The sequence below is a fragment of the Pseudomonas sp. BNK-30 genome (genome assembly GCF_047456185.1).
GTDB lineage: Bacteria > Pseudomonadota > Gammaproteobacteria > Pseudomonadales > Pseudomonadaceae > Aquipseudomonas > Aquipseudomonas putida_E.
The window spans coordinates 2,271,982-2,293,322 of sequence record NZ_CP179904.1 but is presented as its reverse complement, the minus strand read 5'-3'; the positions used below and the strand labels follow the sequence as shown (position 1 = coordinate 2,293,322).

Below are 21,341 nucleotides of genomic sequence, written 5' to 3'. Positions count from 1 at the left end.
CGCCCGTTTCCAGGCGATTGTCATTGCGCCAGGCCCTGGCGCATCTGCCTGATCAGCTTGCGGCCGCGAGCTTGGCGCTGGTCTGGCGACGGCGATAGGCACTGTCGCGGCTCGCCAGCCACCAGTACAGCGGCGAAGTGATCAGCAGGCCCACCAGCCAGGACAGGTCGGCACCGTTGATGTGCTCGGAGATCGGCCCCACGTACAGCGGCGTGTTCATGAACGGAATCTGCACCACGATACCCACTGCATAGGCGGTCAGCGCCTGCGGGTTGTAGCGCCCGTAGATACCGCCATCGACCTTGAAGATCGACTGGATGTCGTAGTCGCCCTTGTGAATCACGTAGAAGTCGATCAGGTTGATCGCGGTCCACGGCACCAGCACCACCAGCAACACCAGCACCATGTCGACGAAGTGGCCGATGAAGTCCGCCGAGGCGAACACCGCCACCACGCAGCAGGCCGCCAGCACGATCAGCGACAGTACCGCACGGCTCTTGGCTGTGGGGATCCAGCGGTAGGCGAAGGTCTGGATCAGGGTGATGATCGACAGCACTGCGCCATAGAGGTTGAGGGCGTTGTGGCTGATCACGCTGAGCAGGAAAAGCACCAGCATGATCGGGCCGAGGGTGCCGGTGGCGAGTTTGACCGCGTCCATGGTGTCCATGCCGGCGGGGATCGCCAGCACCGCCACGGCGCCAAAGATGAACGACAGGCTCGAGCCCAGTGCCGACCCAAGGTAGGTGGTCCAGAAGGTCGATGAGACCTTCACGTCAGCCGGCAGGTAACGCGAATAGTCCGACACGTAGGGAGCAAAGGCGATCTGCCACAGCGCCGCCAGCGACACGGTGGCCAGCCAGCCGGCCAAGTTGAAGCCCCCGCGGGTGAGGAAATCGTCGCTCTGCACGTGGGTGAAGATGTAGCCGAAACCGATCACGATGCCGATGCCCAGTACCCAGGTGCCGATGCGGTTGAGCACGTGGATGAAGCGATAGCCGATGATGCCGATGATCCCCGAGCCCAGCGCGCCGATGACGATACCTACCGGTACCGGCACGCTGTCTACCACGCCATGCAGCGATTTGCCGGCCAGGACGATGTTGGAGGCGAAAAAGCCGATGTACATCACGCCGGCGATCACCACCACGAGGAGTGCCCCGAGCGAGCCGAACTGGGCGCGGCTCTGGATCATCTGCGGGATGCCCATTTGCGGGCCCTGGGCCGAGTGCAGCGCCATCAGCACTCCGCCGACCAGGTGGCCAACCAGAATGGCGACGATGCCCCACAGCAGGTTCAGGTGAAACAGCTGCACGCCGAGCGCGCCGGTGACGATGGGCAGCGGCGCGATGTTGCCGCCGAACCACAGCGTGAACAGATCCCTTACCTTTCCATGGCGGTCTTGCGGGGGCACGTAGCCGATCGTGTGTTTTTCTATGAGGGGTGCCGAATTGGCTGCACTGGTCATGACTGACTCCAAGGCAAGGTTGGGCATCGGGTGCTGCCCGGGTGCGTGCCGGCGAAGGGCGACGCGTTCTTGTTGGAGCGATGATGCGGGGTGCGGGGGGAAGGAGAAATTAGTAAATATGTGCCCATAAACCTTAAAAAACCTAAGGCTGACAAAAGGTTAAGGGGCCAGTGGTTGCAAGGAGCGGGCCACCGGGCTGGGAGGCCCGGGTTTGGCAGGTTTGGGCTGGTACGGGTTCAAACGGGTGTGTGGTGTTGGTGCGAGCTGCCCGATTGAAGTGCATGCAGTTACATCGGCAGCATCCGGTCCTGAATCACCTCTTTCATCACCAGGGTCGAGCTCAAGCGCTTGACGTTGGGAATGCTGGTCAGCTGTTCGTCATACAGTTTCTGAAACGCCGGCAGGTCTTTTGCCACGACATGCAGCAGGTAATCCGGGTCGCCGAAAAGCCGCTGCGCCTCGACGATCTGCGGTATTTCGCCCAGTGCCGCCTCGAAATCCGCGACCGGCTGGCGGGTGACTTCGCGCAACGTGACGAACACCAGCGCGGCGAAGTTCAGCCCCAGGGCGCTTGGTGCCAGGCGAGCGTGGTAACCGAGGATGGCTCCCGATTCTTCCAGTGCCTTTAGCCGCCGATGGCAAGGCGACAGGCTCAGCCCCACGCGATCAGCCAGTTCGGTAACCGACAAACGACCATCTTTTTGCAGTTCGGCAAGTATCTTGCGGTCTGTCCTGTCCACGGAGAAGAATCTTCCATCAATAAGGCTTGAAAGGGAAATATACGAAAGATAATTCCTTGATGGAATCCGTACGCTTTCCTCACTCCAAATCCACTGAAGGAAGATTCAAGTGGCAATCAGTGTGCTGACGGCGTTCTGGGCCGTGTCATTGCTGTTCGTGATCACCCCCGGTGCAGACTGGGCTTACGCCATCTCGGCCGGCATGCGCGGGCGCTGGGTGATGCCTGCGGTGGCCGGCATGCTGTCCGGGCATTTTCTGGCAACCCTGATCGTTGCAGCTGGCGTGGGTAGCCTGGTTGCCGGGCATCCGCTGGCCTTATTGTTGCTGACCTTGGCTGGCTGCACCTATCTGCTCTGGCTGGGCGGCAACCTGTTACTGAGCCCGGCGGTACCGCAAGGAGGGCAGGGTGATGCAGGCGATAGCGGCTCGCGCTGGGCGCTCAAGGGTTTCTGCGTGAGCGGGCTCAACCCCAAGGTGTTCCTGCTTTTCCTGGCCTTGCTGCCGCAATTCACCGACCCACAGTCGAGCTGGCCGGTGCCTGTGCAGATCCTGCTGCTCGGCCTGGTCCACCTGTGTAGTTCGCTGGTGATCTATCTGCTGGTCGGCTATGGCGCCAAAGCCGTCCTGAGTACCCGGCCGGAGGCGGCGAAGTGGGTCGGGCGGTTATCGGGAACGGCGATGATCCTGGTGGCGCTGGGGTTGATGATCGGGCAACTCGGCTGATGCTGCGCATGCTCGCCTGAGCGGGGGAGTAATTAACGGCCAATCCCTGGGAACGAACTGTTTATTGCACATCTCTTATCATCAGATGGATGGCAATATGCCCGGGACTTCCCAGACATGAAACCGCTTCAACGACACGAAACCCCCAATCCGCTACCACACTTCCTGCTCAATGGCGGTGCCATCGGCACACTGCTGCAGACGATGGACTGGAGCGACTCGCCGCTCGGCCCGCCTGAAGCATGGTCGCCCCACTTGCAGGCGGTGATGGCCACATTACTGCCGGCCCAGGCGCAGTTCGTGCTGTTCTGGGGTGAGGCCTTTGCTGCGCTTTACAATGACGCCTATGCGCCGACCATTGGCAGCAAGCATCCCCACGCACTGGGGCGTCCAGGCAAGGAGTACTGGCGCGAACTGTGGCATGACCTCGAGCCGTTGCTGCGCGGTGTGCGTGAGACTGGCCAGACCTTCGCGGCTAAGGATCGCCCCTTTTATATAGAACGCCACGGATTGGGCGAGACGGTGTACTTCGATGTGTCTTATTCCGCGGTGCGTGAGGCCGATGGTACTGTCGGCGGCGTGTTGTGCCTGGTCACCGAGACCACCGAGCGGGTGCGCCTCCAGCAGAACCAGGCGTTCTTGCTGGAGTTGGGCCGCACGTTGCCCGGGCTGGGCGAAGCAGACCGCATCGAAGCCTATGTGGTGAGCCGCCTGGCCGAGCACCTGGGGGCGGCGCAAGTCTGTTTTGGCGAAGATCAGGGCGATGGCGCAGGTTTCAAGGTCGCGCACGATTGGGCTGAGGGCGTGCCATCGCTCGTCGGCCAACACCACTATGCGACTTACGGCGCATCGCTGCATGAGCAGTTGGCGGCAGGGCAGGTGGTGCAGCAAGCGCATGACAGCGCAACGTCACCCCTGAGCGGCCTATGTTCCACGCTGCATGTACCGGTGCTGCGTGGCGGTCGCCTGGAGGCCATGCTTGGCGTGCACTTTCATAGCCCGCGCCAGTGCCTTGAAGAGGAATGCCAGTTGGTGGCGGAAACCGCCAAGCAAGGCTGGGCGGCCATTACCCATGCCCGCGCAGAACGCGCCCTGCACCTGCTCAACGACAGCCTGGAGGAGCGCGTCACGGCGGCACTCGCCCAGCGTGAGGCTGCGATGCTGCAGTTGCACGAAGCGCACAAGCTGGAAATGATCGGGCAGTTGACTGGCGGCATCGCCCATGACTTGAACAACATGCTCACGCCTATCATCGCCTCTTTCGAGCTGCTGCGCCGGCAGCCGCACTCCGAACGTGCCCCGCGCCTGATCGACGGGGGGCTGCAGGCTGCCGAGCGTGCGCGCAATCTGGTCGGGCGGTTGCTCAGCTTTGCCCGCCGACAAACGCTCAAGCCACAGGCCGTGTCGTTGGCCGCTCTGGTAGAGGACATGCACGAGCTGCTGGCCCGATCACTGGGGCCGACAGTTGCCGTGCAGGTACAGATTGACCCAGCCCTGCCTGCAGTCCTCGTAGACCCCCATCAACTGGAACTGGCGCTGCTCAACCTTGCGGTCAACGCCCGCGACGCCATGGGCGACGGTGGCACCTTGAGGATCTGCGCAGGGCTTGAGGCCGACGGGCCCCCAAGGCCTGCGGGCCTCACTGAAGGGACGCTGGTGTGGCTGCAGGTTCGCGACAGTGGCAGTGGCATGGACGAAGATCAGTTGCGCCGCTGCGTCGAACCGTTCTATTCCACCAAAGGCGTGGGAAAGGGCACTGGTCTTGGCCTGCCGATGGTCCAGGGGCTGGCCGTACAGTCTGGTGGCGGCTTCCAGATACGCTCGCAGCAAGGGGAGGGTACCGTTGCCACGTTATGGCTGCCGAGCAGCGATGTGGCTGCGGTGTGTCGTGACAGTGAAATGGCCGAGGTGCCGCTTGCCGACGGTGCACTTCGGGTGCTGCTGGTGGACGACGAGGAGATCGTGCGCCATGCCACAGCGCTGCAGTTGCGTGAACTGGGTTATCAGGTGACCGAAGCCGCCAGTGCCGCTGCAGCGTTGCAGCTGGTGGAGAAGGGCTGGTGGCCGGATGTTCTGGTGACCGATCATGTCATGGCTGATATGACCGGGGTGCGGTTCGCTCAACGGATGCGCGAGCGTCAGGCTGACCTGCCAGTGCTGATCATTACCGGCTACGCCAACCTGACACCGCGCGAACTCAAGGGCTTCGAGGTGTTGCGCAAGCCGTACCGGCGCGCAGAACTGGCGCAGAGTGTGGCGCGCTTGCTTACCGGCAAGCCTTGACAGCCATCAGGGCCCCAGCACCTTCCCAAGCAGCAGGCATACCTGCTCTGCCGAATAGGGCTTTGCCAGGAATGTGAACCCCTCATGGCCGCCTTCGGCAATCGCGTCGCTGTAGCCGGAGGTGAGGATCACAGGCAATTGCGGGCGCTGGCGGCGTAGCTCGCGGGCCAGGGCCAAGCCGCCCATGCCGGGCATCATCACATCGGAAAATACCGCATCGAAATCTTCCGCCGCGCCGTCCAATTCCCTCAAGGCCTCTTCCGCAGAGTTCACCCAGCTGATCCGGTAGCCGTGGTCTTCGAGGATCTGTGCGGTGAAAGTGCCCAGGTCCGGGTCGTCCTCCACCACCAATATTCTTCGCCGCGCGCCACTCACCAGCGGTTGGCTGGCCTCTGCGGCCGCATTGGCCTGCTCGGCAGGCTGTTCCACTTGTGGTAGGTACAGCGTAAAGGTGGTCCCTTGGCCCTGGATGCTGGCTACCTCTACATCGCCCCCTGATTGCTTGGCGAAGCCGAACACCTGCGACAGTCCAAGCCCTGTGCCTTCGCCGGGCGCCTTGGTGGTGAAGAACGGGTCGAAGATACGGTCGAGCAACTCGGCGGCGATGCCGACACCGCTGTCCACCACCGAGATGGCGGCAAACGGCCCTGGGTGCTCTTGATGATCGCGCAGGCCAGACATGCTTTGGTTGGGCAGCAGGCGCAGGTGCAAGGTGCCTTCGCCAGCCATGGCATCACGGCCGTTGAGCATCAGGTTGATCACTGCGGTTTCCAGTTGGCTGAGGTCGGCGCGGATGTGGCATGGCGTCGATGGCAACTCCAGTTTTACCTGGACCCGCGCGCCCGTAGCGGCATCAAGCATGTCGGCCATGGCCTGCAGGCGCGATCCGGCTTCGAGTACTTGGGGGCTCAATGCCTGACGACGGGCGAAGGCCAGCAGCTGGCCGGTCAGCTTGGCGCCGCGGTCGACCGTGTCGGTCATGGTCTTGAGATAGCGTTCGCGACGGCTTTCGTCGAGGTTCGGCCGCTGCAGGAAGTGCAGTGACGAGCGAATGATCGTCAGCAGATTGTTGAAGTCATGGGCCACGCCACCGGTCAGTTGGCCGATGGCTTCGAGCTTCTGTGCCTGTCGCAGTACCGCTTCGGTATGCAACAGCTGAGCGGTGCGTTCTTCGACCCGGTGTTCCAGGCTGGCGTTGAGCGATTCCAGTGCGGCCAGCGCCTCGCGCACTTCGGCATGGGCCTGGACCCGCTGAATATGCGCCCAGCAACGTTCCGTCACTTCTCCGATCAGCGCCTGCTCGTAAGGCGACCACCGCCGTGGCGCCTTGTCGTGGATGGCCATCAGCGCGGTGAGTCTGCCTGCCTTGATCAATGGCATGCAGATGGTTGCGGTAATGCCAATGGCCTGAAAGGTGGCGGCTTCCTCACTGGGCAGTTCGCTCAGGTTGTCGGTTATAACCAGCGGCAGGCCATTGCGCAGCCGGCTGACCGCCAGGCGGCCAAAGTCGCCCAGGCGGTAGTGGCCCACCAACCGTGGCGAGCCGGGTGCTACAGAGTCGCCGCAGATGGTGAAGCCATCTTGGTCTGCATCCATCACGGCGTACGCACAGCTGGACAGCTGCAGGTGCTCCACCAGCATGCCGGTGGTGATGGTCATTACCCGGTCCGAGTCGGTGGCATTGGCCACCGCCCGGCCCAGGTCGTCCAGAAACGCCAGCCGCTGGTTGGTGACCACGCTGGCGGTCGTTTCGGTGACTGTGTCGAGCATGCCCACCACTTCGCCGTTCTGGTCGCGGATAGGGCTGTAGCAAAAGGTGAAGTAAGCGCACTCCGGGCCACCGTTGCGGTCGATGGTCAGCGGGAAGTCCTCGATATAGACGGCTTCACCGCCCAAGGCGCGTTCGGCCATGGCCTCGATGTCGGCCCAGGCTTCCTGCCATACTTCGCGAAACGGCTTGCCCAACGCTTGCGGTTTTTTGCCAAGAATTGGCAGAAATGCGTCGTTGTGCAGGGTGAGCAGGTCTTGCCCCCAGAGAATTGCCTGAGGAAAGCGCGAGGCCAGGCACAGGGCCACGGTGGTCTTGAGTACGTCAGGCCAGGTCTCGATCGGGCCCAGGGAGGTGGTGCTCCAGTCGTGATTGCGAATGCGTTCGGCCATCAGCCCGCCGCCGTCCAGCCATTTAGCCATGTGTGCTCTGCCCATCCTTCTGCCGGGGATGATAAGGGTGCACCGAGAATAGCGGATTGGCGAGGGCTTTATGCAGCCTGCACCGGTGATGAGGCCGCAGCAGGCTCAACGAATGAAGTGCACCTTGCCGGTGTCGTCATTGCCCATGTAGATCCCGTACACCCCAGCCTGCCGCTCGAGGATGTAACGCTCGAGAATCTGCCGTATCGCCGGGTAGTAGATCTCTTCCCAAGGGATCTGGTCGGGTTCGAAGAACGTGTAGGTCAGCGTCTCGGGCCCGTACTGCCCGGTTTCCTCGGTAGCGATGGCGCGAAAGATGATGTACACCTCGCTGATTTTCGGCACGCTGAAGATCGAGTAGGGCGAGACGATTTCGGCACGCACACCGCTTTCCTCCCACACCTCACGCAGCGCTGCCTGCTCGGTGGTTTCGCCGGCCTCCATGAACCCGGCCGGCAATGTCCAGGTGCCTGGGCGGGGCGGGATCGCCCGCTGGCACAGCAGGTACTTGCCATCGCGCTCGATGATGCAGCCGGCGATGATCTTCGGGTTGATGTAGTGGACATAGCCGCACCCGGTACAGTGCAGGCGCTCGTGGGTGTCGCCGTCGGGAACGCCCCGGGCCAGTTCTGTGGTGCAGTGCGGGCAGTAGCGCGGGGCGTTGGGCATGGTCAGCGGCCTATGCGGGGTTCTATACGGGGTTCCTTGAGGGCCAAAGGCTCGACCATGTCGCGCACCTTGGTGTTGTCGTCCTGCTTCTGGCGCAGGTAGTCCAGCGCCACCTTGGCGGCGGCCCGCACATGATCGACCGAGGCCTGGTGGGCGACCAGCGGGTCGCCACTCTTGATGGCGTCGACGATTTTTTCCATTTCAAGGTTGCTGGCGCCACGGCGGTTTTGCTGCGACACCGAGGTGGCGCGCAGGTAGCTGATGCGGGCCTGCAGCTGGCGCAGCTGTTGCGCTGCGACCTGGTTGCCGGAGCCTTCGAGCAGCACTTCGTAAAAGCCTTGCACCGAGTCCAGCACCTGTTGCAACTCGCCTTCCTCGAGAGCCTCGCGGTTGACCTCCAGCGCCCGCTCCAGGGCCCGGATGTCCTTGGCTTTGGCATTGAGGGTGAACAACTGCACGATCAGGCCTTCGAGTACACAGCGCAGCTCGTAGATATCGCGGGCGTCTTCCAGGGTGATGATGGCCACGCGTGGGCCCTTGGCATCGGCGAATTCCACCAGGCCTTCGGACTCCAGGTGGCGCAGGGCTTCACGCACCGAGGTACGGCTGACGCCGAGGCGGTCGCAGAGGTCGCGCTCGACCAGGCGATCGCCCGGGAGCAGGTGGAAATTCATGATCGCGCCGCGCAGTTTGTCGAGCACGATTTCACGCAGTGTTACGGGGTTGCGGTTGACCTTGAAGCTGTCGTCGAGTGGCTGGCGTTTCATCAGGTGCGCTCTTTATGAGGCTGTTTCGCCAACATCGCGGAACACCCCGAACCGAGGTGCTCCCTGCAGTGGTTCGAACAGCCCGTTGTTAACGGGTTGACTCCGCATCGGCTTCGGCGAACGCCTCGCGGGCCAGGCGGAAACTGTCCACCGCCGCGGGCACGCCGCAATAAATGCCGACCTGGAGCAGGATCTCGCGAATCTGTTCACGGCTCAGGCCATTACGCAAGGCGCCGCGAATATGCAGCTTGAGCTCGTGGGGCCGGTTGAGCGCGGAAATCATGGCCAAGTTTATCATGCTGCGCTCTTTGAGCGACAAGCCATCGCGGCCCCAGACATGGCCCCAGCAGTACTCGGTAACCAGCTCCTGCAAAGGCTTGGTGAAGTCGTCGGCGTTCTGGATCGAGCGGTTGACGTAGTCCTCGCCCAGCACCTGCGTACGGATCTGCAGGCCTTTTTCGTACTTTTCGTTGCTCATTGCCTAGCTCCGAATCAAAAGAGGGGCCGCAACCAAGGGTGAGAGGGTCGCGCGGCCCCTGAAAAAGAAGTATCGGGGCCGCTTTGCGGCCCAATCGCCGGCAAGCCGGCTCCCACAGGTACAGCACAGGCTTTCATCACAGTGGAGATCCTGTGGGAGCGGGCTTGCCGGCGATCGGGCTGCGCAGCAGCCCCAAGGGCATCAGCCCAGCGGCGGCAGGGCGCCCAGTTTGCCTCTGTGATAGACCATCGGGGTCACCGGGTCAGCGGGCAGCACCAGGTTTTTCACCGCGCCGACGATGATCGCGTGATCACCGCCGTCGTATTCGCGCCACAACTCGCACTCGATGATCGCCGTGGCCTTGGCCAGCAGCGGGTTGCCCAGCTCGCTCAGGTGCCACTCGATGCCCTTGGCCTTGTCCTTGCCTTTGCCAGCGAAGGCATAGGCCTCGGCGGTCTGCTCGGCGGACAGCAGGTGGATCGCGAACTGCTTGCTGTCCCGCAGGATCGGGTAAGTATCAGAGGCGTAGTTGGGGCAGAACAACACCAGCGCCGGGTCTATCGACAGCGCACTGAACGCGCTGGCGGTGATGCCGACAATGGCGCCGTCGGCGTCCAGGGTGGTGACCACCGTGACCCCGGACGGGAAGGAGCCCATCACGTCTTTGTAGATGCCTGGTTCGATCATCGTGTATTACCTCTTAGCGCATCACAAACGGGTCGGGCATCGGCGCGGTGGACAGGTTGATCCACACGGTCTTCAGCTCGGTATAGGCCAGCACCGAATCGATGCCGCTTTCACGGCCGTAGCCGCTGTTCTTGAAGCCGCCGATCGGTGCCATGGCCGACACTGCGCGGTATGTGTTGACCCAGATGATCCCCGAACGCACGTCACGGGCCAGGCGGTGGGCACGGCCCAGGTCGCGGGTCCAGATGCCGGCAGCGAGGCCGAACTGCGAGTCGTTGGCAATGGCCAGGGCCTGTTCCTCGGTCTTGAAGCGGATGACCGCAGCGACCGGGCCGAACACTTCTTCCTGCATGATGGTCATCGAGTTGCTGTCGCACTCGAACAGCGTCGGCTCGTAGTACCAGCCTTCGCCCTCGACTTCGGCACGCTTGCCACCCATGTGCAACTTGGCGCCTTCAGCCTTGGCCGCAGCAACCAGGCCTTCGACCACGGCCAACTGCTGGGCGGTGGCCATCGGGCCCATTTCGCTGGCTTCGTCCTGGGGGTTGCCGATGCGGATGCGCTTGGCCCGCTCGATCAGGCGGGCAACGAACGCGTCGAAGATCTCGTCCTGTACCAGCAAACGTGAACCTGCCACGCAGCTTTGCCCGGAGGCGGCATAGATGCCGGCCACAGCGCCGTTGATGGCACTGTCCAGGTCGGCGTCGGCGAAAATGATGTTCGGCGACTTGCCGCCCAGCTCCAGCGACAGTTTGGCGAAGTTTTCGGCACTGCTGCGCACCACGTGGCGAGCGGTGGCGGCGCCGCCGGTGAAGGCGATCTTGCGCACCAGCGGGTGGCGGGTCAGCGCAGCGCCGGTGCTGGGGCCGTAGCCGGTGACCACGTTGACCACGCCCGGCGGGAAGCCAGCTTCCAGGGCCAGGCGGGCCAGCTCGAGGATGGTCGCCGAGGCATGCTCGGAAGGCTTGAGCACGATGGTGTTGCCGGCGGCCAGGGCTGGCGCCAGCTTGATCGCGGTGAGGTACAGCGGGCTGTTCCACGGGATGATCCCGGCCACCACGCCGATTGGTTCGTGCACGGTGTAGGCGAACAGGTCCGGCTTGTCCAGCGGCAGGGTGCCGCCTTCGAGTTTGTCGGCCAGGCCCGCGGTGTAATGGAAGAACTCCGGCAGGTAACCGACCTGGCCACGGGTTTCGCGGATCAGCTTACCGTTGTCACGGCTTTCCAGCTGAGCCAAATGTTCTTTGTTCTCGGCAATCAGGTCACCCAGCTTGCGCAGCAGTTTGCCCCGCGCAGTGGCGGTGATGCTGCGCCAGGCTTTGCTGTCGAACGCACGCTGGGCGGCCTGGACGGCCAGCTCCACATCGGCTTCATCAGCGTCGGGCAGTTGCGCCCAGGCCTGGGCGGTGGCCGGGTTGAGGCTGTCGAAGGTCTTGCCGCTCTGGGCATCGAGCCATTGGCCGTCGATGCACATCTGGAAACGAACGAGGGTCATGCAACAATCCCCTTGGCGGATTCGGTGAGGGTGCGGGCTTGGCTGAGGAAATCCAGAAGCATCTTGTTGACTTCACGGGGTGCCTCCACCGGCATCATATGCCGTTGCTCGGCGAGGACCACACTTTGCGCGCCAGGAATGCTGGCAGCGAGCTGGCGGGTCATGGCCGGGGTGGAGCCCGAGTCGAGTTCGCCGGTGGCGATCAGTGTCGGCACCTGAATGCTGCCCAGGTCACCAGCGCGGTACATGTCCTGGGTGGCGAACAGCGAGTAAGTGGTGTGGTAACCCTGCGGGTCGTTGCTCGCCAGCACCTGGCGAATCGCGGCGACCTGCGCCGGGTTGGCTGCCTTGTATTCCCGGCTGAACCAGCGGTCGAGCGCGGCGTCGACGTTGGCGTCGGGGCCTTGCTGGGCAGCCTGGGCCGCGCGTGCGATGACGCCGGCGCTCTGTTCCGGGCTGCGGTTGAACACGCTGTTGAGTACCACCAGCGCAGACAAACGCTGCGGGTAGTTCAGGGCAAAGGCGCGTGCGACCAGGCCACCCATGGAGAAGCCGATCACGGTCGCCTGGGCGATCTGCAGGTGGTCGAGCAGTTCTGCCAGCTGGGCGGCGTAGCCTTCCAGGCCGGTGTCGGCGGCAGGCAGTGCGCTCTGGCCATGGCCGAGCATGTCGTAGGCAATGACGCGGTAGTCGTTGGCAAGGCCCACGAACTGCCCGCCCCACATTTCCTTGTTCAGGCCCACGCCGTGGATCAGCACCACGGGTTGGCCCTGGCCTTGGGCCAGGTAACTGGTCCCGGCCGGTGTACGTTCAGCGACAGGCTGAATCATGGAGGGCGCTCCTTGAAGGTCGGGCGCGGCGGGTAAGCACGCCACGCCCCGGCCCGTCTTGGTTGTTGTTATTGAGCGTTGGCTTTTTCGGCAGCCAGTTCTTCCAGGTCGATATAACGGTTGCCGATGCGCGGGTGCAGGCGGCCGCCGTCGGCAGCGCCCAGTACCACGACGATTTCGTCGGCACGCGGGGCGTCTTCGATCTGCATTTCCAGGGTGATGTAGTGCGAGCGCAGGCCTTCGTCGTCCTTCTGCATCATCGGGATCTGGATCGAGGTGCCCGGGCCGCCGCGCTTGTTGGTGAAGCTCAGGTAGCTCTTGGCTTGTACGGCTTCGCGGTAATGGTTGCCGAAGCGCAGGGTGTGGATCACCGCCGAAGCGTGCTCGATCTCGCCATCGGCGCCGACCACGGCAGCTTTACCGTAGGCTTCGATCTTGTCGGCGCCACCGCTGGCAGCTGTCAGGCGCTCGACCATCAGCGCACCCAGCTCGGAGCAGTTGGCGCGGATTTCCGGCTTGAGGTCTTCAACGAAGCCGCGGCCGGCCCATGGGTTCTTGATCACCACGGCCAGGCCGACCATGGTCACCGGCTTGTCGGTGGCCTTGCCGCCTTCGATGCGGGTCTCTTCGGAGTAGGTGACGATCTTGCGGATTTCGAAACTCATGAGGGGCTCCTGGTGAGGGTTATCAGCTCTTGTTGTCTGATGGTATACCATAATATTTGTTGTGCAAGAGGCCGCTGGAAATTTCTCTGATGAGGAGACGAAAGGCGGCGTGAGCAGGCCTCGAGCCACAAGCGGCAAGCTCCAAGCCACAAGCACGCGGACGAGCACGTACGCCCTTGCTTGCAGCTTGCAGCTAAAAAAACGCCCGCTCGCGAGGGCCATGACGGCCCCCGGGAGCGGGCTGATCCCGCAACGCTTTCAGGCAATGGGAATTCAGGCGAACGCCGGCACCACTTCCTTGATGAACAGCTCGAGCGACTTCTTCTTCTCGGCGTGGGGCAGGCTGTTGTCGCACCAGAAGCTGAACTCGTCGACGCCCAGTTCCTGGTAGTACTTGATGCGCGCGATGATTTCTTCCGGGGTGCCGATCATGGTGTTCTTACGGATGTTCTCCAGCGCGAAGGCCGGCACCTCGGCGAACTTCGATTCGGGGCTTGGCTCCAGGAAGCCGTTGACCGGGACCGTCTTGTTGCCGAACCAGGCATCGAAGGTGCGGTAGAACCGCGAAATGGCCTGGGCGCCGACTTTCCAGCCATCGGGCTCCGACGGGTTGTGCACGTGGGTGTGGCGCAGCACCATCAGTTGCGGGCGCGGCACCTCGGGGTTGTTGTCCAGCGCAGCCTGGAACTTGTTTTTCAGGTCCAGTACTTCTTCATCACCCTTCATCAACGGGGTGACCATCACGTTGCAACCGTTTTTCACCGCAAAGTTGTGTGAGTCCGGGTCGCGCGCAGCGATCCACATCGGCGGCATGCCCTGCTGCACCGGCTTGGGCACACTGGTGGAGGTGGGGAAATTGTAGACTTCGCCTTCATGGGCGTAGTCGCCTTCCCACAGCTTGCGTACCGCTGGGACCATTTCGCGCAGGGCCTTGCCGCCGTCGGTGGCTGGCATGCCATTGGCCATGCGGTCGAACTCGAACTGGTAGGCGCCACGGGCCAGGCCCACTTCCATGCGGCCGTTGCTGATCACGTCGAGCAGGGCGCACTCGCCGGCCACGCGGATCGGGTTCCAGAACGGTGCAATGATGGTGCCGGCGCCCAGACGGATCTTTTCGGTGCGGGCGGCCAGGTAGGCCAGCAGCGGCATCGGGCTTGGCGAAATGGTGTATTCCATGGCGTGGTGTTCGCCGATCCACACGGTGCTGAAACCGCCGTTTTCGGCCATCAGGGTCAGTTCGGTGAGGTCTTCGAACAGCTGGCGGTGGCTGACCTGTTCATCCCAACGTTCCATGTGTACGAACAACGAAAATTTCATGGGGCATTCCTCGCAGCTTGAAAGTCTCGCCTGGCGTGCCAGGCGTCAGTAATAACGTTAGGCGTCTCAGGCGAAGGCGGGCAGGCTGGCCATTTTGCCGCGGCAGTAGACCATCGGCCGTGGGGCCTGCTCGGGAACGATCAGGTTGTGCACCTTGCCGACCATTATCGCGTGGTCGCCACCTTCATATTCACGCCACAACTCGCATTCGATCACCGCAGTGGCCCCCGCCAGCACCGGGTTGCCCAGTTCACTCAGGGTCCACTCGATGCCGGCGGCCTTGTCCTTGCCCTTTTTGGCGAAGGCGTAGGCTTCAGCCTGCTGTTCACCGGAGAGCAGGTGAATGGCAAAGCGCTTGTTCTTGATCAGCACAGGGTAGGAATCGGAACTGTAGTTGGGGCAGAACAGCACCAGCGGCGGGTCCATCGACAGGGAAGAAAAGGCGCTGGCGGTAAGGCCGACGATCGAGCCGTCGTCGTCCAGGGTGGTGATGACGGTGACGCCTGAGGGGAAGGAGCCCAAGACGTTCTTGTAAACGGTTGCGTCGATCATGGCGTGTACCTCGAAGGGGGTAGCGGTGGGCCGCTTTTTATCGTTGATGTGTCTGATGGTATACCGTAATACTCGTTTTGCAAGCGGAATTTTTAGTGCTGTAAAAAACATGATGAATGGCTCAAGGCCGCATGAAATGGGGCTTTGCTGAAATAATCAGGGCGTGGCCTCGGCTGCTGAACCGGATCAGTAAGGGTTTTTAAAACCGAATCAGTGTTGTCAAAAGCTTGGAATACCATAATATGGTCCGCAGCTGAGAGGCCGCCTAGACGCGGTTTCCTTACAAAGATAAAAACGACCTTTCGAGCTGAAAACCATGTCCCAACCGTCATCGCAACACCAGTTTGTCGAGAATCACACGGTCGATTACGTTCCACCTGCCGAGCGCCATGGGAAGGCGCGCGACCTGTTCACCCTCTGGTTCAGTACCAACATCGCGCCACTGCCTATCGTCACCGGCGCCATGGTGGTCCAGGTATTTAACCTGAACCTGCTGTGGGGCCTGATCGCCATCGTGCTGGGCCATCTGATCGGGGGCGTGGTCATCGCCCTGGCCTCTGCACAGGGACCGCAACTGGGCATCCCACAGATGGTGCAGAGCCGCGGCCAGTTCGGCCGGTACGGTGCCCTGCTGATCGTGTTCTTCACGGCGTTGATCTATGTTGGTTTCTTCATTTCCAACATCGTGCTGGCAGGCAAGTCGATCCACGGCATTGCCCCAAGCGTGCCGATGCCCACGGCGATCGTCATCGGGGCCCTGAGCGCGACGGCGATCGGTGTTATCGGCTACCGCTTCATTCATAGCCTGAACCGCATTGGCACCTGGGTGATGGGGTCGGCATTGCTGGCCGGTTTCATCATGATGTTTACCCAGGAACTGCCCGCCGACTTCTTCAGCCGAGGCGCGTTCAACCTGTCCGGCTTCATTGCCACCGTATCGCTGGGCACCATCTGGCAGATCAGCTTCTCCCCGTACACCTCCGACTACTCGCGCTACCTGCCCAAGGAAGTCGGTATTGCCAAGCCGTTCTGGGCCACGTACTTCGGCGCCACCCTGGGCACCATCCTGTGCTTCAGCTTTGGTGCGGTGGCGGTGCTGTGCGTGCCCCAAGGCACCGACGCGATGGATGCGGTCAAGCAGGCCACCGGCTGGCTGGGCCCGATCCTGATGGTGCTGTTCCTGCTCAACATCATCAGCCACAACGCCCTCAATCTCTACGGCGCGGTGCTGTCGATCGTCACCGCCATCCAGACCTTCTTCGCCCAATGGACGCCCAGCATCAAGGTGCGGGTAATGCTGGCTGCAGTGATCCTGGTGGCGTGCGGGATGGTTGCGCTGAATGCCTCGGCGGACTTCATCGGCCACTTTATCGGGCTGATCCTGGCGCTGTTGCTGGTGCTGGTGCCGTGGGCTTCGATCAACCTGATCGACTTTTACCTGATCAAGAAGGGTGAATACGACATTGCTTCGATCTTCCGCGCTGACGGCGGAATTTACGGGCGCTTCAACCCCCACGCGATCATTGCCTATGCGTGCGGGATTCTGGTGCAGTTGCCGTTTGCCAACACGTCGCTTTATGTAGGGCCCTATTCGAACATTGTCGAGGGCGCGGACTTGTCCTGGCTGTTCGGCTTGATCGTGACGGTGCCGTTGTATTACTGCCTGGCTACGCGGGGCAAGGCCGAGAAGGTTGTGCGGGCTGTCAGCGCCAAGGGGTAGGTGCCCCGGGGCTGCGTTGCAGCCCTTTCGCAACACAAAAGCTCAAACGTTTGCGTAGGAGCGGCCTTGTGTCGCGAAAGGGCCGCAACGCGGCCCCAGCAGTTTCAGCTCAGACTTTGAACTGCGCGACCATGCCGTTCAAATCAACCGCCAGGCGCGACAAATCCTGCGCCGCCGCACTGGTCTGGTTGGCGCCCGCCGAGGTCTGCATCGCCAGGTCGCGGATGTTGACCAGGTTGCGGTCCACCTCCCGCGCCACTTGTGCCTGTTCTTCCGAAGCACTGGCGATCACCAGGTTGCGCTGGTTGATCGAAGCGATCGCCTCGGCAATCACTTCCAGCGCCTGCCCGGCACCCTGTGCCACTTCCAGCGTACCGGTGGCACGCCCTTGGCTGCTGTGCATGGCCGTCACTGCCCGCTCGGTACCGTTCTGAATCCCCGCGATCATCTGTTCGATCTCTGCGGTGGACTGTTGGGTGCGGTGAGCAAGGGCGCGCACTTCATCGGCGACCACGGCAAAACCACGGCCCGCCTCACCGGCACGTGCGGCTTCGATGGCCGCGTTGAGGGCCAGCAGGTTGGTCTGGCCGGCAATCGCGCCAATCACATCGAGCACGCGGCTGATCTCGTTGGCATTGCTGGCCAACTGCTCGATTTCGGCAGAGGTGCCGGTAACGTCATCGACCAGGTGCTGGATCGAGGCCAGCGCCTGGTTGACCTGCTCGCGGCCATCGCGTGTGGTGCGGTCGGCGCCCTGGGACGCATCGGCGGTGCTCACCGCGTTGTTCGCCACTTCTTCTACGGCGGCGGTCATCTGGTTGACGGCCGTGGCCGCCTGGTCGATCTCCGCGCTCTGCTGGTGCAGGCCACGGCTGGTATCTTCGGTAACCGTGTGCAGCTCTTCCGAAGCCGAGGCCAGCTGGTCGGATGAGGCCGCAATTTTGCGAATGGTATCGCGCAGGCTTGCCTGCATGCGGCTCAGGGCACGCAGCAGCAAAGCCGGCTCATCGCGGCCGGTAACCGTGATGTCCTGGGTCAGGTCGCCGGTGGCGACACGTTCGGCCACGGCCACGGCATCTGCCAATGGCACGACGATGCTGCGGGTAAGCACGGTGGCAATGGCCACCAGGGCGATCATGATCACCAGCAGAGAGCCGATAATGGCTGCGAAGGCTTCGTCGGCCACGTCACTGCTGCGCTGCGAGGCTTGTTCGGCACCGTTGCTGTTGTAAGTGATCAAGGCCGACAGGGCTTTCATCATGGTGTCGGCGTACTGGGTGAGCGGGCCGCTGATCTGCTGCTTGGCCTCGGCCATGCGGCCGGCGGCAATGTCTTTGAGTACCTGTGACTGCAGGCCGAAGTACTGTCGATGGGCGGCGATCAATGTGTTGAACAGGGCACGGTCATCGGCGGCGATGATGGTGGCTTCATAGTCCTTCAGGCCGTTGTTGAGTTGTTCATTGATGCCTTTGAACAACTCGATGTTGCGCATGCGCTCGGTGGGGCTGTCATCCAGCGCGGCGCGCAGGGTGATGGCGCGGGCGCGGCCGAGGTTGGTACTGATGTCACCGAGGGCGACCACGGCGGGCATCCAGGTGACCCGGATTTCGTCCGTGGCCTTGTCCATCTGCCGGGTTTCATAGAGTGCGATAAGGCCCATGACCAGGACCAGGGCGCCCAACAGGGCAAATACGCTGGCAGCGCGAATGCCGATCTTCATATTCCGTAACTGCATGGAATGTTCCTTGACGGTGGTGCGCAATCAAGCAAATGGGCACACACCCGGTTCACCGGGGCGATGCCAAGCGCTCAATGTGCTGCAATATAGTTATGTGCCTCACCTCTGATTATTGTTTTTCAGAATAGTGCCATATTGCCATCATTGTTGACCAGACATTCAATGCAGCGTCATCTGCTGACAAATCCGTCATTTATTGACGGATCTGTCAGGAAGTTACGTCAAACGATCGGAATCAATGGGTCGGCGGCCGCCAGGGCCAAGGCACGGTCAGCGGCTGGCGGGTAGATCCATACGCTGTTGATCTGGCGCTTGAGGGCCTTGCCTTCCTGGCCCTGCAATTTAAGTTCGCGCTCCCAGCCTTCACTGAACGCCGCGCCCCAGCCGCCCAAGTCCAGGCAGGTGACGTACTTGGGTTGGCGATACACCACCGGCTGTTCGCCGAGCAGGTCGGCCATGGCATTGTTGCCTGCGTAGCGGCCCATGGGGATGGCGTGCTGGCAGGTCATCAGCGCATGGTTGCCCAGTTCGTCGACGGCTGCCCAGGCGGTGTCACCCGTGGCGTAGATGTGTGCCTGGCCAACCACCTTGAGGTGGTCGTCTACCTTCAGACGGCCGAAGGTGTCGCGCTCGCCCGCTACCTGGGTGGTCAGCGGGCTTGCCTTGACGCCCACGGTCCAGATTATGGTCTTGCTGGCGATATACTCGCCGTTGTCCAAGGTGACGCCACCGGCATCGACGGCAACCACCGAGGTGCCGGCCAACCACTCGACGCCCGCCTGTTCGCAAGCCGCGACAATCGACGGCGTGATGCCCTTACCCAGCGCGGCGCCAACCTGGGCACCTCGATCGACCACCAGCACGCGCACCGCAGCGTCACCGAGTACGGCACGCAGGCGGGCAGGCATTTCAGTAGCGGTCTCGATGCCCGTGAAACCACCGCCGCAAACCACCACGGTGTTGCGTGCCGGTGAGGCGGGCAGGGCGGCCAGGCCCGCCAGGTGCTGCTCGAGACGCACGGCCGACTCCATCTGGTCGACGTCAAAGGTGTGTTCGGCCACGCCTGCTATCGCCGGGCGTGCCACCTGGCTGCCGGCTGCCAGGATCAGGCGGTCATAGGCGATCTGCTGGGGCAGGCCGCTTGCGTCGGTGTAGCTCACGCTGCGCCCTTGGGCGTCGATGGTCTGCACATGGCCTGCGAGGAACTGCACACCCACGGCTTCGAACAGCTCACCCACTGGCGCCTTCATGCCATGCACGTCGGCTTCGTAGAAGCGTGGCCGGATACGCAGTTCAGGCTGGGGCGCCAGCACGCTGATGCTCAGGTCGTCGCGCCGGGCCTGGTCGAGCAGGCGGGCGGCGCTCAAAGCGCTCCATACACCGGCAAAGCCGGCACCGATGATCAAAACGTTAGATTTCATGAGGATGCTCCGTGGGTAAGGGGGGCTTCGACGGGTGTGTGTCTGTGCGAAACAACTACGACTGTATTGATCGTAGTTCTATCGTGCAACTCTTTTTTCCAGCCGAGCCTTGGCCGAGAAGTCGCCCTGAGCGCTGAAAGACTTATGAATAAAGGGTTGGATAGGTATTCTCAGGGAGCACGACTAGCGACCAATGGCATTTCATGGCTTTGCCATTGCACGCCGGTAAGCGTAATATTGGCGACAAGTTTGGTCGGAGATTTATATGTCGCTCTACAGTGCTGGCGTTGAATACGGCATCCATTGCCTGCTGTACCTGGTGGACGAGCGCGGTGACACCCGCGAGTCGAGTGTTCGCGACCTGGCGCAGTTGCAGGGGGTGCCGCAGGAATACCTGGCCAAGGTATTCACCAAATTGGCCCGGGCCAATTTGGTGGCAGCGACCGAAGGCGTGCGGGGGGGCTTTCGACTGGCCCGGCCGTCGGACGAGATCACCGTGCTGGACATCGTCAATGCCATTGACGGGCCGAAGAAGATCTTCGACTGCCGCGAGATCCGCGAGCGTTGCACGCTGTTCGAAGGCTCACCGCCCGGTTGGGCCACCGAGGGCACCTGTGCGATCCATGCAGTAATGCTGGGGGCGCAAAAGCGGATGGAAGAGGCCCTGGCGCAGCAGACTATCCTCGACCTGGCACGGCGCTTCGGGCGCAAGGCACCGGCGCAGTTCGGCCAGCAGGTCAGTGACTGGATTGGGGAGCGGCGCGATGGCAAGGGTGGGGGAGATATTCCGGTGAGTCAGGTCTAGCTCAAGTGCTTGTTCAGGCCTGATCGCGGGGGCGCCCGCGATCAGGCCCCCACGGTCAATGCACCGTCTTGCGTTGCCTCACACAGGCGCGGGCCTGCTCCGTCAGCTCATCCAGCCACTCATCGCGCTGCTGCTCGGCTTCGATCATCGCATCTTCACCCTGCTGATTGAGCAGGTAGGTATGAATCTGGTGCACTTCAGTGGCCTGGTAAATCGGCGCGATATCCAGGCGGCCGATCAGCGCGCCGCTGGCTTGGCCGGTGCTGCTCATCAACACTTGCGGCCCACTGGCGGCCACCACCTGCATGCCCCTCGCTTCGAACCATGGCACCTGGTTGGCAAAGGCGTTCAGTTCGACGCTGGCAAAGCGTGCCTGCACATCGGCCAGCAAGGCGCGGCCGATACCTTGCCGGCGATGCCCGGGCACCACGGCGAGAAAGGCCAGTGCACAGGCCTGCGCATTGTCCTGGGCCGGTAATGTAAGGGCGAAACCGAGCATCTGGTCCGGCGCTTCGGCGTCCAGTGCCAGGGTCAGCTCCACGGCAAGGCCGCGAGTACCGTCCATGGCCTGCAGGTACTGATGCACCTCCATGCCGACGCCGTATTGGTACAGAGGGTACAACGGGTTGTCGGCACGAATGGCGACGCTGCTCAGTTCGCCGACATGGTGGATCACCAGTTCACGGATCTGGTTCTGGAAGGATTCGGGCGGCACGCTGTCGAGGCGGCTCAGAATGAACATCGGTGGACGGGCTCCGGCGGCTGTTGTATCGCCCCGCACCGGTTGATGCGGGG

Annotated in this window: 19 protein-coding genes; 4 read left to right on the top strand and 15 right to left on the bottom strand. The window is 62.5% G+C overall.

Features of this window, described 5'->3' with window-relative positions; translation table 11 throughout:
* Positions 1-52 precede the first annotated feature (52 nt).
* Entirely contained in the window at positions 53-1,465 is a 1,413-nt protein-coding gene (locus ACMGGN_RS10695) for a purine-cytosine permease family protein (RefSeq protein ID WP_119688918.1), read from the bottom strand.
* A gap of 287 nt (positions 1,466-1,752) precedes the next feature.
* On the bottom strand, positions 1,753-2,205 hold the full coding sequence (locus tag ACMGGN_RS10690; RefSeq protein ID WP_039604202.1) for an Lrp/AsnC family transcriptional regulator: 453 nt from the start codon (positions 2,203-2,205) through the stop codon (positions 1,753-1,755).
* Positions 2,206-2,314: 109 nt separating this feature from the next.
* Here ACMGGN_RS10690 and ACMGGN_RS10685 point away from each other — a divergent pair, with 109 nt between their 5' ends.
* Positions 2,315-2,929: a LysE family translocator gene (locus ACMGGN_RS10685; RefSeq protein WP_237858297.1), complete on the top strand. Its 615-nt coding sequence runs from the start codon at positions 2,315-2,317 to the stop codon at positions 2,927-2,929.
* A gap of 117 nt (positions 2,930-3,046) precedes the next feature.
* Positions 3,047-5,212 carry a response regulator gene (locus ACMGGN_RS10680; protein WP_204917796.1) on the top strand — a complete coding sequence of 722 codons (2,166 nt, stop codon included), beginning with the start codon at positions 3,047-3,049 and terminating at the stop codon, positions 5,210-5,212.
* A 6-nt stretch (positions 5,213-5,218) separates the two neighbouring features.
* Here ACMGGN_RS10680 and ACMGGN_RS10675 read toward each other — a convergent pair whose 3' ends face one another.
* From ACMGGN_RS10675 to ACMGGN_RS10630, 10 genes are all read right to left on the bottom strand, one after another.
* Positions 5,219-7,402, bottom strand: a complete 2,184-nt coding sequence (locus tag ACMGGN_RS10675) for a response regulator (RefSeq protein ID WP_204917798.1) — start codon at positions 7,400-7,402, stop codon at positions 5,219-5,221.
* 105 nt (positions 7,403-7,507) lie between these two features.
* A complete protein-coding gene (locus tag ACMGGN_RS10670; protein ID WP_046785469.1) occupies positions 7,508-8,071 on the bottom strand; it encodes an NUDIX hydrolase in 564 nt (187 codons plus the stop codon).
* A gap of 2 nt (positions 8,072-8,073) precedes the next feature.
* On the bottom strand, positions 8,074-8,838 hold the full coding sequence (locus ACMGGN_RS10665; protein ID WP_012314143.1) for a GntR family transcriptional regulator: 765 nt from the start codon (positions 8,836-8,838) through the stop codon (positions 8,074-8,076).
* A gap of 88 nt (positions 8,839-8,926) precedes the next feature.
* Positions 8,927-9,316, bottom strand: coding sequence for a carboxymuconolactone decarboxylase family protein (locus ACMGGN_RS10660; protein ID WP_012314144.1), 390 nt, complete (start codon positions 9,314-9,316; stop codon positions 8,927-8,929).
* 201 nt (positions 9,317-9,517) lie between these two features.
* Complete coding sequence (locus tag ACMGGN_RS10655) at positions 9,518-10,003, bottom strand: flavin reductase family protein (protein WP_039605333.1); 486 nt, start codon at positions 10,001-10,003, stop codon at positions 9,518-9,520.
* 13 nt (positions 10,004-10,016) lie between these two features.
* Positions 10,017-11,498 (bottom strand): aldehyde dehydrogenase, encoded by a 1,482-nt coding sequence (locus ACMGGN_RS10650; RefSeq protein ID WP_115275057.1) that lies wholly within the window; start codon positions 11,496-11,498, stop codon positions 10,017-10,019.
* Positions 11,495-12,328, bottom strand: coding sequence for an alpha/beta fold hydrolase (locus ACMGGN_RS10645; protein WP_046785467.1), 834 nt, complete (start codon positions 12,326-12,328; stop codon positions 11,495-11,497). The genes ACMGGN_RS10650 and ACMGGN_RS10645 overlap by 4 nt, the downstream gene beginning before the upstream one ends.
* A 68-nt stretch (positions 12,329-12,396) precedes the next feature.
* Positions 12,397-12,993, bottom strand: coding sequence for an amino acid synthesis family protein (locus ACMGGN_RS10640; RefSeq protein ID WP_414156749.1), 597 nt, complete (start codon positions 12,991-12,993; stop codon positions 12,397-12,399).
* 273 nt (positions 12,994-13,266) lie between these two features.
* Positions 13,267-14,310, bottom strand: a complete 1,044-nt coding sequence (locus ACMGGN_RS10635; protein WP_115275056.1) for an LLM class flavin-dependent oxidoreductase — start codon at positions 14,308-14,310, stop codon at positions 13,267-13,269.
* 66 nt (positions 14,311-14,376) lie between these two features.
* Complete coding sequence (locus ACMGGN_RS10630) at positions 14,377-14,862, bottom strand: flavin reductase family protein (RefSeq protein WP_012314149.1); 486 nt, start codon at positions 14,860-14,862, stop codon at positions 14,377-14,379.
* Between the two features lie 316 nt (positions 14,863-15,178).
* Here ACMGGN_RS10630 and ACMGGN_RS10625 point away from each other — a divergent pair, with 316 nt between their 5' ends.
* Positions 15,179-16,582 (top strand): purine-cytosine permease family protein, encoded by a 1,404-nt coding sequence (locus ACMGGN_RS10625; RefSeq protein WP_115275055.1) that lies wholly within the window; start codon positions 15,179-15,181, stop codon positions 16,580-16,582.
* Positions 16,583-16,691: 109 nt separating this feature from the next.
* On the opposite strand, the gene ACMGGN_RS10620 is transcribed toward ACMGGN_RS10625, so the two are convergent.
* Entirely contained in the window at positions 16,692-18,302 is a 1,611-nt protein-coding gene (locus ACMGGN_RS10620) for a methyl-accepting chemotaxis protein (protein ID WP_414156830.1), read from the bottom strand.
* Positions 18,303-18,541: 239 nt separating this feature from the next.
* Positions 18,542-19,741 carry an NAD(P)/FAD-dependent oxidoreductase gene (locus ACMGGN_RS10615; RefSeq protein WP_046785463.1) on the bottom strand — a complete coding sequence of 400 codons (1,200 nt, stop codon included), beginning with the start codon at positions 19,739-19,741 and terminating at the stop codon, positions 18,542-18,544.
* A gap of 265 nt (positions 19,742-20,006) precedes the next feature.
* On the opposite strand from ACMGGN_RS10615, the gene ACMGGN_RS10610 reads away from it, so the two are divergent.
* Positions 20,007-20,546 (top strand): RrF2 family transcriptional regulator, encoded by a 540-nt coding sequence (locus tag ACMGGN_RS10610; RefSeq protein WP_414156748.1) that lies wholly within the window; start codon positions 20,007-20,009, stop codon positions 20,544-20,546.
* Positions 20,547-20,601: 55 nt separating this feature from the next.
* Here the strand turns inward: ACMGGN_RS10610 and ACMGGN_RS10605 are convergent, their stop codons facing one another.
* Entirely contained in the window at positions 20,602-21,288 is a 687-nt protein-coding gene (locus tag ACMGGN_RS10605) for a GNAT family N-acetyltransferase (protein WP_115275052.1), read from the bottom strand.
* Positions 21,289-21,341: the final 53 nt, after the last annotated feature.